A 15,009-nucleotide genomic window follows, 5' to 3' on the forward strand; every position below is an offset into this window, starting at 1 on the left:
GATCACACTCGATCAGAGCGGCTCGTCGAGCAGCGCGCGCTCGTGGAAGAGCAGCATCTCGAGCCCACCGGGACCGCGGTTGAACGAGTAGTCGTGAGGCCCGGGAACGACGGTGAGATCGTGCGCGACGTGGCGCGCGCGCAGGCGCTCGGAGAGCTGCTCGGTGGGCGCGCGGAACGGATCCTGATCGCTCGTGAGCAGACGGATGCGCTGCGATCCGTCGGCCGATGCGATCGCGGCGATCGCGTCCTCGCGGCTGCGCACCGCGGGCTGCATCGCGCCGACCGTCGAGAACGTCTCCGGATGACGGAGCCCGACCTCGAGCGCGAGCATGCCGCCGAGCGAGACGCCGTCGATGCCGGTCGATGCACGACCGTGCGCCGCGCCCGGGAGCTGCTCGCGCACTTGCTCGAGCATCGATCCCGCGACCCAGTCGCCCCACGCGCGGATGCGCTCGCTGCCGGGCGCCTCGGGCATCAGATCGGGCGTGTACGGGCACACGACCATCAGCCCTTCGAAGCGATTGCGCGCGAGCTCCGCGTTGACGACCGCGAGGTGATCGAGGCGCACCATGCCCGCGTAGTCGCGCGGCAGGAGACGCCCGCGGAGCAGCGCAGCGAACGCGTCCGGCAGTCGGTAGTCGACCGACCAACCGAGGTAGCCGCGCTCCGGACCGCGCCGCGCCTCGCCCTGCCCGTGCAGCGCGACGAGCACCGACCACCGATGATCGCGCGGGATCTCGCGCCCTGCGCCGAGCCTCGGGAACATCACGAGCACGCGCTCGGAGCCCCATGGCGCGCTCACGCGCAGGTGGCGGTGGTGGACCGCCTCCGAGCGCGACTGCGCCTGCGAGCTCGCGCCGGGCGGCATCCCTGCGATGGCGAGCAGCGCGACGATGACGATCGCCGCGCACGCGGTGCGCGTGCGCGCGGCGATCATGACACCTTGAACGACGGCCGCTTCGTGGCGGCGTGGTACTCCTGCAGCGAGCGCACCGAGAGCGGCGCCTCGCGGCGTGCTTCGATCGCCCCCACCGCCGCGGCCGCGGCCGCGATCGTCGTGAAGTACGGCACGCCCGAGACGAGCGTCTGGCGGCGCAGCGTGTAGCTGTCGCGGATCGCCTGCGCGCCCGCGGTCGTGTTCACGACCATCGCGACGTCGCCGTTGCGGAGGCGATCGACGATGTGCGGGCGTCCCTCGCGCACCTTGTTCACGCGCTCGCACGCGACGCCCGCGCGCTCGATCGCGTCGGCGGTGCCGCCGGTCGCGATCACGACGAACCCGAGATCGACGAGGCGCGACGCGATCTCGCAGGCCGCGGGCTTGTCCTCGTCGCGCACGCTCACGAAGACGCGGCCGCGATCGGGCAGGTTCCCGCTCGACGCGAGCTGCGCCTTGAGGAACGCCATCGGGAAGCTGTCCGCGAGGCCCATGACCTCGCCGGTCGAGCGCATCTCCGGGCCGAGGATCGTGTCGACACCGGGGAACTTCGCGAACGGGAAGACCGACTCCTTCACCGCGACGTGCGTGGGCACGATCTCGCGCGTGAAGCCGAGCTCCGCGAGCGTCTTGCCCGCCATCACCATCGCGCCGATCTTCGCGAGCGGCACCGCGATCGTCTTGCTCACGAAGGGCACCGTGCGCGACGCGCGCGGGTTGACCTCGATGACGTAGACGGCGCTGCCGCGCACCGCGAACTGCACGTTCATCAGGCCGATCACGCCGAGCTCGAGCGCGAGCGCGCGCGTGCTCGACCGGATCGCGGCGAGCACCTCGGGCGGCAGCGCGTGCGCGGGGAGCACCTGCGACGAGTCGCCGCTGTGCACGCCCGCCTCTTCGATGTGCTGCAGCAGTCCGCCGATCACGACGTGCTTGCCGTCGGCGACGCAGTCGACATCGACCTCGATCGCGTCCTTGAGGAACTCGTCGACGAGGATCGTCTGCTTCTCCGCGTCCTCGACCGCTGCGAGCGCGACCGCGAAGTACTGCGCGAGATCGGTGCGCGAGTGCACGACCTCCATCGCGCGCCCGCCGAGCACGTAGCTCGGACGCACGACGACGGGGAAGCCGATCCGCTCGGCGATCGTGAACGCCTCCTGGATGCCGCGCGCGATGCCGCCCTGCGGGCGACGCAGGCCGAGCTTCGTGAGCAGCTCGTCGAAGCGCTCGCGATCCTCGGCGCGATCGATCGCGTCCGCGCTGGTGCCGATGATCGGCACGCCCGCCTTCGCGAGCGCGAGCGCGAGCTTCAGCGGCGTCTGTCCGCCGTACTGCACGATCACGCCCCAGGGCTTCTCCTCGTCGACGATCGCGAGCACGTCCTCGAGCGTCAGCGGCTCGAAGTACAGGCGATCCGACGTGTCGAAGTCGGTCGAGACCGTCTCCGGGTTGCAGTTGACCATGATGGTCTCGAACCCGAGCTCGCGGAGCGCGAACGCCGCGTGCACGCAGCAGTAGTCGAACTCGATGCCCTGGCCGATCCGGTTCGGGCCGCCGCCGAGGATCATCACCTTCTTGCGGTCCGTCGGCGCCGACTCGGTCTCGCGCCCCCACGTCGAGTAGAGGTACGGCGTCTTCGCGACGAACTCCGCGGCGCAGGTGTCGACGCGCGCGTAGATGGGACGCACGCCGTGCTGCGTGCGCGTCTCGCGCACGATGTTGCGATCGATGCCGCGCAGCTGCGCGATGCGCGCGTCGCTGAACCCGAGCGACTTCGCGCGCGCGAGCTCCTCGGTGTCGAGCGGCTTGCCCGCGTTCGCGGCGAGCGACTTCTCTTCCTCGATGATCTCGCGCATCTGCACGAGGAACCAGGGGTCGATCTTCGTCGCCTGGTGCAGCTCCTCGACGGTCGCGCCGAGGCGCAGCGCGTCCGCGAGGTACCACGCGCGATCGGCCAGCGGCGTCTCGATGATCTCGAGCAACGCCTCCTTGAGCTCCTCGCTCGTCGCGGCGGGGATCGTCGCGGGATCGCGCGCCGGCGGCGGCACGTACGCGATGCCGACCGACGCCTGCTTCATGCGGCGCACGTCCTCGAGCACCGCGCGATAGTCGACCTTCTCGATCAGCGAGCTGAGCCCGTCACGACCGATCTCGAGCGAGCGCGCGGCCTTCTGGAACGCTTCCTTGAAGGTGCGCCCGATCGACATCGCCTCGCCGACCGACTTCATCTGCGTCGTGAGGCGCGGATCGGCGCCGCGGAACTTCTCGAACGCGAAGCGCGGCCACTTCACGACGACGTAGTCGATCGTCGGCTCGAACGCGGCGCTGGTCCCGGTGATCGCGTTCTTGAGCTCGTCGAGGCGATAACCGACCGCGAGCTTCGCGGCGATGCGCGCGATCGGATAGCCCGTCGCCTTCGACGCGAGCGCGCTCGAGCGCGACACGCGCGGGTTCATCTCGATCACGATCACGCGGCCGTCGTCGGGGTTGACCGCGAACTGGATGTTCGAGCCGCCGGTCTCGACGCCGATCTCGGTGATGACCGCTCGCGCTGCGTCGCGCAGGCGCTGGTACTCCTTGTCGGTCAGCGTCATCGCGGGCGCGACGGTGATCGAGTCACCGGTGTGCACGCCCATCGGGTCGAAGTTCTCGATCGTGCAGATGACCGAGAAGTTGTCCGCGTTGTCGCGGATGACCTCGAGCTCGTACTCCTTCCAGCCGAGCACGCTCTCCTCGACGAGGCACTCGTGCGTCGGGCTCTGCTGGAAGGCCCACCGAATGGCCTGGTCGAACTCTTCCTTGTTGTAGGCGATGCCGCCGCCCGATCCGCCCATCGTGAAGCTCGGGCGAAGGATCACGGGGAACCCGATCTCCGCGACCGCCGCGTCCGCTTCCTCGATGGTGCGCGCGACGCGCGCCTTCGCGACGCCGAGGCCGATCTTCTCCATCGCGGCCTTGAAGAGCTCGCGATCCTCGGCCTTCTTGATGGCATCGACGTTCGCGCCGAGCAGCTCGACGCCGTGTCGCTCGAGCGCGCCGTTCTTGTGCAGCGCGAGCGCGAGGTTCAGCGCGGTCTGCCCTCCCAGCGTGGGCAGGATCGCGTCGGGCTTCTCGCGCGCGACGATCGCCTCGACGACCTCGGGGACGAGCGGCTCGACGTAGGTCCGATCCGCGAACTCGGGATCGGTCATGATCGTGGCAGGGTTCGAGTTGACGAGGACGACCTCGTACCCCTCTTCCTTGAGCGCCTTCGCGCCCTGGGTCCCGGAGTAGTCGAACTCGCAGGCCTGCCCGATCACGATCGGTCCGGAGCCAAGGAGCATGATCTTCCGGAGATCGTTACGACGCGGCATGTCGGGCGCGCGGATTACCAGCCGGAGGCGGTGCTGACAAGGCGAAGCGCACGTGCTCGCGATCGCGCGCGCCGAGGCGCGCGAGCATCCGGAATCACTGGGCTTCCGGAGCGCGCAGCGCGTCGATGATCGCGACGCCACGAGGGCCACGCGACGCGATCGTCACGTGCCGCCCGCGCGCGGCGTCGCGCCCCCCGATCGTGACGACGATCCCATCGGGCGCGAGATGCTCCGCGAAGCGCGCGCCCCACTCGACGATCGTGATCGATCGCGTGATCGCCTCGGGCAGACCGAGCGCGTCGAGCTCGCCGGGATCGTCGAGGCGATAGAGATCCGCGTGGGTGATCGCGACGCGCCCGCTCGTGATCTCGTGCACGAGCGTGAACGTCGGCGAGGTGATCGGCTCGCGCTCCGGCACGCGGAGCCCACGTGCGATCGCGCGCACGAGGAACGTCTTGCCCGCGCCGAGCGGCCCTTCGAGGAACACGACGTCGCCCTCGCGCAGCAGCGACGCGAGGCGCGCGCCGAAGCGGCGCATCGCACGGCGCGTGGGCAGCTCGATCTCCACGCGTGCTCGTATAGCGCGACGGAAGACGAACGGCGCGCCGCCTCACGAAGAGGCAGCGCGCCGCTCATCGAGGAATCAAGCGACCGAGAGCTGGATCCCGAGGGCCTGGCGAAGGCGGAAGTACTCCTCGCTGACCGAGAAGAGCACGAGCTCCTTCACCTTCTCCTTCGGCGGCAGGTCCACCGGGCCCGCCGGGCCGAGCGCCGTCACCATGCGCGCGGCGGTCTCCAGATCGTTGCAGATCAGGAAGCCCGCGCGGCACGCCGTGAGCTCGACGCACTGCAGCCAGCGCTTGATGTCGGTGCGCGCGCCCGCCTCGAGGAAGCGCTTGCCGAGCGAGCGCAGCGCATCGATCTGCGCGGGGTTCAGCTTCGGCGCGAGCGTCTGCACCGTCGTCTGGATCGCGGGGTCGTTCGCCGGCACGAGACCGGCGATCGCGAGGCCCGCCATCAGCACCGTCTTCAGCTCCGAGTTCGACGGGAGCATCGTCCGGATGAAGTGCTCACCGCGGTAGTCGCTGAGGTGACGACCGCAGACGAACATCAGATCCTGCGGCTGGAACCCCTGCAGCAGCGTCGATCCGCAGAGCGAGCCCTGCGGCCACACCGGCAGGTGCACGAGCCCGCCGGGCACGTCCTGGCGGAGGAAGAGACGCGGCGCCTGCATGCCGAGCACCTGCGCCACGAACCCGTAGGTGCGCGCGAGGGTCACGGTGCTGTTCGCCGGATCGACCTGGTACTTGGGCGCGAGGCCCGCGTCCTTGTCGGCCTTGCCCTTCAGGCTGAGCACCGCGGGCCAGATCACCTCGAAGATCTTCGACGTGACGAGGTCCTGCTCCGGATGCGCCAGATCCTTCAGCCAGCGCTCGTTGTCGAGGCGCGAGCTCGGACGGATCGGGCCCTTCTGGCGGTACTGCTCGAAGAACTGGTTCTGCTCGGCGTCGGCCTTCTTGAGGAAGACCAGCGTCGACGCGAGGCACCACGCCTTGTCGTACTGGCGCGCGTCGAAATAGAGCTTGTACAGCGCCTGGTACGAGTCGACGCGATACGGATCCTGACGGAGCAGCCACTGGTGCTCCGCGATCGCGTCGTCGGTGCGGCCCGGGATCACCGCGTAGAGCTCCGCGAGGATCTGGTGCTCCTGCGCGTTGTCGGGCTGGTACGCGAGGGCGATCTTGAACACGTCGACCGCCTGCTCGGGCTGCTTCATGCGGTCGCGGTAGATGACGCCGAGCGCGTGCGCGAGGTTGAACTTGAGGTCCGTGTCGGTCGAGTCCTTCAGGCGAAGGAGCATCTTCCGGTACGCACGCTCGAGCTGCTTCCAGTCCTTCTTCGCGTTGAGGATCTTGTTGATCGCCTCGAACGCCTTGAGCTGCGTCGAGTCGAGATCCAGCGACTTGTTGAAGTAGTCGATCGCCTTGTCGGCGTCCTTCACTTCATCGCGGAGGATGACCGCGATCGTGTAGGCGTACTTCGACTTCGCCGACGCGCGGTCGTCGAGATCGCTGACGCGCTGGATGATCTCGACCGCCTGATCCCACTGCTTCGTGCTCTGGTAGAGCATCAGCAGCTTGTGAAGGATCTTGTGATCCTTCGGGCGCATCTCCGACGCGTCGGCGTAGCTCTCGATCGCCTTCTGCGGGTTGCGCAGCTTCTCGTTCCAGAGGTCGCCGATCTCGTCGAGCATCGCGAAGCGCTCTTCGCCGTCGAGCTGCTCGAGGATCTTCTTCTTGAAGTGGATCACCTGCTCCCAGTCGCTGCTCGACTGGTAGAGGCCGACCACCGCCTCGAGCGTCGGACGATGCTGCGCGTCCTCCTCGAGCGCCTTGTCGAACATGTTGAGCGCCTTGCGGCGATCACCCTGCTCGCGCTTGACGACGCCGAGCTTGAAGAAGACGTCGGTGATCTCGTCCTTCGCGAGCGCATCGCGATGATGGACGAGGAGCATCTGGTAGTACTTGAACGCCTGATCCCAGTTCGACGCCTGGTAGTAGGCGCTCGAGAGCGCGAGCAGCGTGGGCAGGTGCTGCTGATCGAGCTGCGACGCCTTGCTCAGCGCCTTGATCGCGGCGTCGGTGTCGCCGGTCTTCAGCGCCGCTTCACCGAGCATGAACGCGAGGCGGTGCTGCTCCGACGCGTCGCGCTTCGCCGAGCGCTTCACGAGCGCATCGAGGAGCGGCACGGCGTCCGCCCAGCGCTGCGTCTTCGTGTACTCCTCGGCGAGCGGGAGCGCGGCGTCCTCGTTGTCCGCGTCCTGCTTGAGCGCGGCCTCCCACACGTTGATCGCGCGGTCGTGCTCGTCGAGGCGCTCGTCGTAGAGACGACCGAGCTCGACGAGCAGCTTCGCGACGAGGCGCGGCTGCTGCTGGTACTGCGACTCCTGCTCGAGCACCTTCGCGGCGGCGAGCCAGTCGCCCGAGTCGAGGTGGATCTTCCGCATCGCCTCGAGCGACGCGAGGTGACCCGGCTCGACGTCGAGCGCGCTCTGGTACTGGTCGACCGCCGCGCTCCGATCGCCGAGCTGCTCGTCGAGCAGCTTGCCCATGCGGAAGCGCAGATCGACGACCTGCTGCGGATCGTTCAGCAGCCGCGAGAGCTGCTGCATCGTGTCGAACGCCTGGCCGTGATCACCGCGGCGCTCGTAGATCTTCGAGAGCGCCTCGAGCGCGCGCGCGTTGTTCGCGTTCAGCGAGAGGATGTTCAGGTACGCGTCGACCGCGCGATCGAGATCGCTCAGCTCGACCGAGAACACGTCGCCGATCGCGAGATACAGCTCCTGCTTCTCGTTGCGATCCGGCGTCGCCGAGACGTGGCGCTCGTACGTGTCGATGAGCTGATCCCACCGCTGCATGTTGCGGTAGAGGCGCTCGAGGCCACGCAGCGCAGCGTCGTTGCCCGAGTCGATCTCGACGACCTTCTCGAGGCGCTCGGCCGCCTTGTCCGGCTTGACGAACTCCTCCTCCCACATCGACGCGACGCGCAGGAGGATGGTGATGCGCTCCTTCTCGGTCGTGACGACCTCGAACTGGCGCTCGAGGATCTGGAGCAGGTCCTGCCAGCGCTCACGCTGCGCGTAGAGGCGCTCGAGGCCCTTCAGCGCACGGAGGTTGAGCCCGTCCGCCTCGAGCACCTGGCGGTACGTCTCGATCGCCTCCTCGACGTTGCCGAGACGATCCTCGTAGGTCTCCGCGACCGCGAGCTTCGCCTCGATCAGCGCCTCGGCGTCCGAGAGCGCGCCGACCTTGCGCTGCTGGATGTCGAGGAGCGACTCCCACTCCTGACCGTTGCGATAGACCTTCTCGAGCGCCTCGAGCCCGGGCACGTAGCTCGGGTCGGCGTCGACGGCCTGCAGGTAGTAGCTGCGAGCCTGGTCCGCGATGTTGAGGTGCGTCTCGCAGAGCTCACCCATCTGCACGAAGGTCTCGGCCTTCACGCGCGGGTCGTTGGTGAGCCCGACGATGATCCCCAGCGTCTGCGCGAGCAGCTGCCACTGCTGCGTGCTGCGATAGAGATCCGCGAGCTGCTGCTGCGCCGGGACGTTGCCCGGATCGAGCTGCTGGATCTGCTGGTAGTACGGGATCGCGTACTCGGGGTGACCGAGCTCGAGCGAGTACCACTTCGCGCAGCGCAGACAGATCGCGATCTTGACGTTCGGATCGGTCGTCGCGGTGAGCGCGGTGTTCGCCGTGTTGAGGAGGTCGTTCCACTTCCGCGTCGCGGCAGTGACCTTCTCGAGATCGTCGGCGGTCTTCTTGTCGGTGTAGTCCTCCTCCCACGCGAGGAGGAGCGTGTCGAAGGCCTGCAGCTTGTCGTCGAGGCGCTGGTCCTGGACCTCGGCGATGCGGCGCAGGAGATCCACGCGCTCCGCGGTGCTCTCCGCGGTCTCGGTGCGCGTGATGTACATCTCGACGAGGTTCTCCCAGCGCCCAGCGGCGCGGTGGAGCTCGTCGAGCTTCGCGAAGGCGTACTCGTGGCGCGGATCGAGGCCGAGGATGCGGTCGTACGCGCTCGTGCCGCGGTCCGCGTCCTCCTGCTTCTCCGCCCACGTCTGCGCGATCGCGAGGAGGACGGTGATCTTCTGCTCTGCGTCGTCGAGACCGTCGACGCGGCGCTCCATCACCTGGACCTTGTCGGTCCACTGCGACTCGCTCGAGTGGATGCCCTCGAGGGCGTCCATCGCGGCGAAGTTGCGCGGGTTCAGATCGAGCGCCTTGTTGTAGGCGTCGACCGCGTCCATCGGCTGCTGCAGCGTGCGCTCGTAGAGCTCGCCGAGCTGCATGTAGACGGTCTCGAGCGTGCCGTCGTCGAGCGTCGCGGCGCCGACGTCGATCACGCGGTGCAGCGTGTCGACGAGGTCCTGGGTGTGACCCGCCGCGCGATGGATCTCCGCGAGCGCGAAGAGCGCCGTCGTGTTCGTCGGATCGATGTCGAGGACGCGCTGCCAGTTGTCGACGGCGTTCCGCTCGTTGCGGAGCTTCGCGTACCAGACGCGACCGAGGTCGCCGAAGATCTGAACGCGCTGCTCGTCCTCGAGGACGATCGCGGCCTCGCGGTCGAGGATGTCGACGAGCTCGGTCCAGCGCTCGCCCTTCGCGAAGAGCTCACCGAGCGCGTTGAGCGCCTCGTGATCCTCGCCGCGCAGCTCGAGCACGTCCTTCCAGAGCTGGATGGCCCGTGCGTCGTCGCCGAGGTGATCCTCGGCCACGCGCGCCATCTTCGCGAGCACGTCGGCGCGCCCGGTGTCGCCGAGGGCGACCTTCAGCTCGCGATCGAACGTCGAGTAGAGGCTCGTCCAGTCCTGCTTCTCGACGTAGATGTTCGCGAGGGACTTGATCGATCCCTCGTGCTCCGCGTCGAGACGATCGAGCACGTGCGTGTAGACGCCGACCGCCTCGTCGATGCGCCCGAGATCGTTCTCGAGCACCTGCGCGCGGCGGAAGTGCAGCTCGATCAGGTCGCGCGGATCTTCGGTCGCCGTGATGCGCTTCGCGAGGATCTCCTGGAGCGCCTCGCTCGCGCCGTGCTCGCTGTAGATGCGATCGAGCGCCTCGAGCGACTCGTGCTCCTTCGGCGACGCGCCGAGCACGAAGAGGTGCGCCTCGACCGCGCGCTGGATGTCGCCGACTTCCGTCTCGTACACGCGCGCGAGACGCTTGCCGACCGGCACGCGGACCTCGGCGGTCGCGCGCTGCTCGAGCACGTCCGCGAGCGTGCTCGCGAGCTGCTCCCAGTTGCCGAGCTGGCCCGCGAGACGCTCCGTCTCCGCGGTCGACTGCTCGTTGAGCGGATCCTCGAGGAGCACGCGCTGGTGCCACTCGAACGCGATCTGCGGCTCGCCTGCGCGATCCTCCGCGATCTCCGCCACGCGGTGCATCATCGCGACGCGCTCGTGCGCGTCGCTCTGGTGCTCGAGCAGCGCCTGCTGCACGCCGATGAGGCGCTCCCACGCCTCCTGCATGCGGTAGAGCGGCTCGAGGATCTCGCCGATCACGAGCGGCTGCACGCCCTCGGCGAAGAGGCCCTCGAGCGCGTCGAGCGCGGGCGCGTGCTCCGGCGCGGCGGCGAGGATCTCCTTGTACTGCTCGATCGCGCGATCGACCTGGCCGAGGTGCAGCTGGTGCACCTGACCGAGGCGGAACTGCAGATCGAGCATCGCCTCGGGGCTCGCCGCGAGCTGGATCTCCTTCGCGAGCGTCGTCGCGAGCTCACCCCAGCGCGAGGTCGCCTCGTACAGACGATCGAGCGCCTCGATCGCCTGCTGATGCGTCTCGTCTGCGGCGGCGACGACGTTGTAGCGAACGATCGCCGAGTCGACGTCGCCGAGCTGCACCTCGTAGAGCTGCGCGACGCGAAGCGCGAGCTCGACGCGGCGGTCGGACTGATCCGCCAGCTTCTCGACCTCGATGTCGTAGAGCCGCGCGACCTCACCGAACGCGTCGAGATCACCGGCGAGGCGCTCGAGGTTGCCGAGCGTGTCCGGATCGCCGTTGTCGAACGGCAGTGCGCGCGCGTACGCGTCGAACGCCGCGCGAGCGCTCTCGAGCTGGATCTCCTGCAGCTGCGCGATGCGGTGCAGGAGCTCGACCTTCTGGCGCGCGTCGTCCGCGTGCGCGGCCTGCACCTCGAGGACCGCGACGAGCTTCGCCCACTCGCCGAACTGCTGGTAGATCGGCTCGAGCACGAGCGCCGCCGCGACGGGCATCTTGCGCGCCGCGATCATCGCCTCGAGCGCGTCGAGCGTGGGCTGGTGATCCGGCGCGACGCCGAGGATCTCCTGGTAGCCCTCGACCGCGCGCGCCGCGTCGTCGAGCTTGTGGTCGTAGAGATCCGCGATGCGGAACCGATACGAGATGACCTCGTTCGGATCGCTCGCGAGCTCCGCCTCGCGCTCGAGGATCGAGCGCAGCTCCTGCCAGTTGCCGGCAGCCTGATAGAGCGCGTCGAGGCGCCCGATCGCCATCAGGTCGTCGGGATCGATCTCGAGGATGCGCTGGTAGGTGTCGATCGCCTTCGCGCCGTCGCTGAGCTCGCGCTCGTAGACCGCGCCGACCTCGAGGTAGAGGCGCTTCTTCTCGTCGGGATCGACGACGACGTCCGCCTTGCGCGTGTAGACGTCGAGCAGCTCCGACCACTTCTCGAGCTTCAGGTAGTTCTCGACGAGCTTGTCGAGCGCCTGGAGGTCCTCGGAGTCGACGTCGAGGACCTTCTTGTAGACGTCGATGGCGTCGGTCGGACGCTCGAGCAGATCCTCGTGGATCGCCGCCGCGCGGAAGAGGTGCTCCTTCTGCTCGTCGGGCGACTCGAGCATCGCCGCCTTCACGAGGAGGATGTGCGCGAGGGGCTCGTAGCGCTCCGTCTGCTGGAAGAGCCGCTCGAGCGAGCTCGCCGCGCCGAGGTGCGTCGCGTCGAGATCGAGCACGCGCTGGTGGTGCGCGATCGCGGTCTCGACGTCCGCGAGGTTGTCCTCGCGGATCTGCGCCGCCTTCGTGAGCAGGTGCGTCGCGAGGGGCACTTCCTCCTCGCTCGGACGGCCGCTCTCGTTCTCCTCGTAGAAGCGCGCGACGCGGTGCTCGTACACCGCCGCGAGCGCGTCGTAGTCGCCGGTCATCCCGGCGATGCGCTCGAGCTGCTCCTGCGTGGTCGCGTTGCTCGCGTCCTCGCCGATCGCGCGCGCGAAGCTCTCGAACGCCTTCGGCGCGTCGTCGAGCGCGATCTCGTAGAGCTCCGCGATCCGGTGCAGCAGCTCGACGCGGCGCTCCGAGGCGCTCGCGATCGTCGCCTGGATCTCGTGGATCCCGATCAGCTTCGCGAACTCGTTCGCGTCGCGATAGAGCGGCTCGAGGATCTCGGTGATCACCGGCTGGTGCGCCGGCGTCGCGAGCAGACGTTCGAGCGCCGCGAGCGCCTCCGCGTTCGTCGCGTCGCGCTCGAGCACCTCGCGGTAGATCTCGATCGCCGCCTCGACCGCGCTCATGCGGGTCTCGCGCAGCGACGCGAGGCGCAGCATCAGCCGCGTCTGCTCTTCGGGCTCCTCCGCGATCGTCAGCTGGCGGCCGATGTTGTCGGCGAGATCGCTCCAGAGCTCCTGCTTCTCGAACAGCCGATCGAGCGACGAGAGCGCGGTGCGGCTCGTCGGATCGAGCTCGAGGATCTCGCGGTAGATCGAGATCGCGCTCGCCGGCTCGCCGAGCATCTGCTCGTGGATGTCGGCGACCTGCGAGAGCAGCTGCTCCTGGTGCGCGAGCTCGCCCGAGAGCTCCGCCTTGCGGCGCAGCACGCCGACGAGATCGCGATAGCGCTCGGTGCGGCGATAGAGCTCGTCGAGCGCGTCGAGGACCTCCGCGTCGCCGGGCTCCTGATCGAGCACCTTCGCGTACGCCGCGACCGCCGCGTCGACCGCGCCGAGCTGCGCGTCGTGCATGCGCGCCGCGCGGATCCAGAGGCGACGCGCGAGCGCGGGATCACCCGCCTCGCCCGCGAGCTCCTCGACGAGCTTCACGAGCTCCGCGAACCACGTGTGCTCGAGCGCGATCGCCTCGAGACGCTCCAGCGTCTCCTCGTGCTCCGGCACCGCGCGCAGACCGCGCGAGTACGCGCCGAACGCCTGCTTCGCGTCCTCGAGCTGGACGAGCGCGACCTCACCGACCTTCGTGAGGAGCTCGAGCTTGCGTTCCGGCTCCTGCGCGCTGCCGACGAGCACCTCGAGCGCGCGGATCAGCGACGTCCAGTCGCCGCGCACTTCGTAGATCGGCTCGAGGATCTGCGCCGCCGCGCCGCCGAGCTTCGTATCGCTCAGCATCGCCTCGAGCGCGAGGCGACCGCCGTCGTGCTCGGGGACGATCGTCACGACCTCGCGCAGCAGCTCGAGCGCCTTCGCCTTGTCGTCGAGGTGCAGCTCGCTGACGCGCGCGAGTCGGAACTTGAGCGACGCGAGCTCTTCGTCGCTCGCGGGACCCAGATCGATCCGGCGCTCGAGCGTCGCTGCGAGATCGCCGTAGCGGTTCTGCTTCTCGAAGAGCGCGTCGAGCGCGCGATACGCGTCCTGCTCCTCGTCGCCCCACTCCGCGAGGATCGACTGGTACGCGTCGATCGCCTTGTCGGCGTCGGCGATCTCGGTCTCGAGCAGCGAGGCCCGCCCGTACGCCATGCGGCGGCGCGCGTCGGGATCCTGCTCGAGCTCCATGCGGCGGTCGTAGACCTCGAGGAGATCCGAGTGACGACCGGTCTGGCGATACAGGCGCTCGAGCGCCTCGATCGCGCCCATGTGATCGCTGCGCGCGTCGTAGACCGCGCGGTACTGCGCGATGCTCTCGTCGATCTGCCCGACCTGCTCGAGCACCGCACCGAGGCTGAGGCGCAGCTCGATCGTCGCGTCCTCGTCGGTGCCGTTCTCGATCGCCGTGCGGTACGTCGCGATGACCTGCGCCCAGCCGTCGACGCCGGGCGCGAGCCGCGCGACGTCCTCGCGCAGCACCTCGCGCATCGGATCGAGCGCGAACGCCTCGAGGAAGCGCGCGAACGCGTCCTGCGGACGGCGCAGCTTCTCCTCGTACAGCACCGCGACCTCGCGGAGCAGCACGATGCGCTCCTCGGGATCCTGCACGTGCCCGAGGCGCACCTCGATCACGCCCGCGAGCTTCTTCGCGTCACCGGCCGCCTCGTAGAGCGGCGCGAGCGCGACGGCCGCGTCGTGGCTCGTCGGATCGAGGTCGAGGACCTTCTCGTACGCACGCGCGGCGCGGTCGGCCTTCTCCGACTGCATCCAGAGGCGCGCGACACGGAACATCAGATCGATCTGCTCCGCCGCCGGCGCGTCCTTGTTGCCGGCCTCGCGCTCGAGCGTGCGGATGAGCTCGTCGATCTTCCCGGTGGCCTGGTAGAAGCCCTCGAGATCGTCCCACGCCTTCAGCGCGACGTAGCGACGCTTGAGCTGCTCCTGCGCGCGGCGATCGTCGGGGTCGATCGCGAGGAGACGCTGGAACGCGCTGACCGCACCGCGATCGTCGTTCAGCTTGTCCGCGTAGATCATGCCGAGCTTGGTGAGCAGCGCCTTCTGCTCCTCCGCACCCGACACCTGCGCCGACTGCTTCTCGAGCACGTCGGCGAGCGGCTGCCACTCGCGCGCACGCTCGTAGAGACCCGCGAGCGCGCCGAGCGCGTCCGCGTTCTCCCCGTCGTAGCGGAGGACTTTCTGCCAGAGATCGATGCAGATCTCCGGCTTGCGCAGACGCTCGGTCGCGAGCTGCGCCATCTCGATGTACCGGAGACCACGATCAGCGGGATCGAGGAGCTCGGCCTCGCGCTCCATCGCGCGGACGAGCTTCTCCCAATCGCGACGCTTCTCGTACATCTCCTTGAGAGACGTCAGCGCCTCGATGTTGTGCTGATCGAGCTCGATCACCTGCTCGAAGCACTTGATGGCTTCGGCCTGGTTCGAGCTCTTCTCGAGGTACATCTGACCGGCCTGCGACAGCAGTCCGATCTTGTCGCTCGGCTCGACGACGATCTCGGCCTTCGCGAGGATGCTCTTGATCACGTCGGACCATCGCTTCTGGCCCTCGAACTTCGTGATCGCCTCGTCGAGCTCGGCAAGCCGCGCCCGATCCTGATCCGTCAGCTCTCGCGTCACCTGATTCCCCGCGTCCACTCT

4 protein-coding genes are annotated in these 15,009 nt (G+C 68.7%); all 4 read right to left on the minus strand.

All coding sequences use genetic code 11. From position 1 onward, the window contains the following. Positions 1-12: 12 nt before the first annotated feature. Positions 13-939, minus strand: a complete 927-nt coding sequence (locus DB32_RS20560) for an alpha/beta hydrolase (protein ID WP_053234354.1) — start codon at positions 937-939, stop codon at positions 13-15. After that, positions 936-4,292, minus strand: a complete 3,357-nt coding sequence (gene carB / locus DB32_RS20565) for a carbamoyl-phosphate synthase large subunit (RefSeq protein ID WP_053234355.1) — start codon at positions 4,290-4,292, stop codon at positions 936-938. The genes DB32_RS20560 and carB overlap by 4 nt, the downstream gene beginning before the upstream one ends. A 94-nt stretch (positions 4,293-4,386) precedes the next feature. Next, on the minus strand, positions 4,387-4,860 hold the full coding sequence (tsaE, locus tag DB32_RS20570) for a tRNA (adenosine(37)-N6)-threonylcarbamoyltransferase complex ATPase subunit type 1 TsaE (RefSeq protein WP_053234356.1): 474 nt from the start codon (positions 4,858-4,860) through the stop codon (positions 4,387-4,389). A gap of 75 nt (positions 4,861-4,935) precedes the next feature. Then, positions 4,936-15,006, minus strand: coding sequence for a tetratricopeptide repeat protein (locus DB32_RS20575; RefSeq protein WP_053234357.1), 10,071 nt, complete (start codon positions 15,004-15,006; stop codon positions 4,936-4,938). Positions 15,007-15,009: the final 3 nt, after the last annotated feature.

Source organism: Sandaracinus amylolyticus (assembly GCF_000737325.1).
GTDB classification, from domain to species: Bacteria; Myxococcota_A; Polyangia; order Polyangiales; family Sandaracinaceae; genus Sandaracinus; species Sandaracinus amylolyticus.

Coding starts and splice junctions, on each gene's coding strand:
- carB (WP_053234355.1), bottom strand. CDS start 4,292: ATGCCGCGTCGTAACGATCTCCGGAAGATCATGCTCCTTGGCTCCGGA.
- DB32_RS20560 (WP_053234354.1), bottom strand. CDS start 939: ATGATCGCCGCGCGCACGCGCACCGCGTGCGCGGCGATCGTCATCGTC.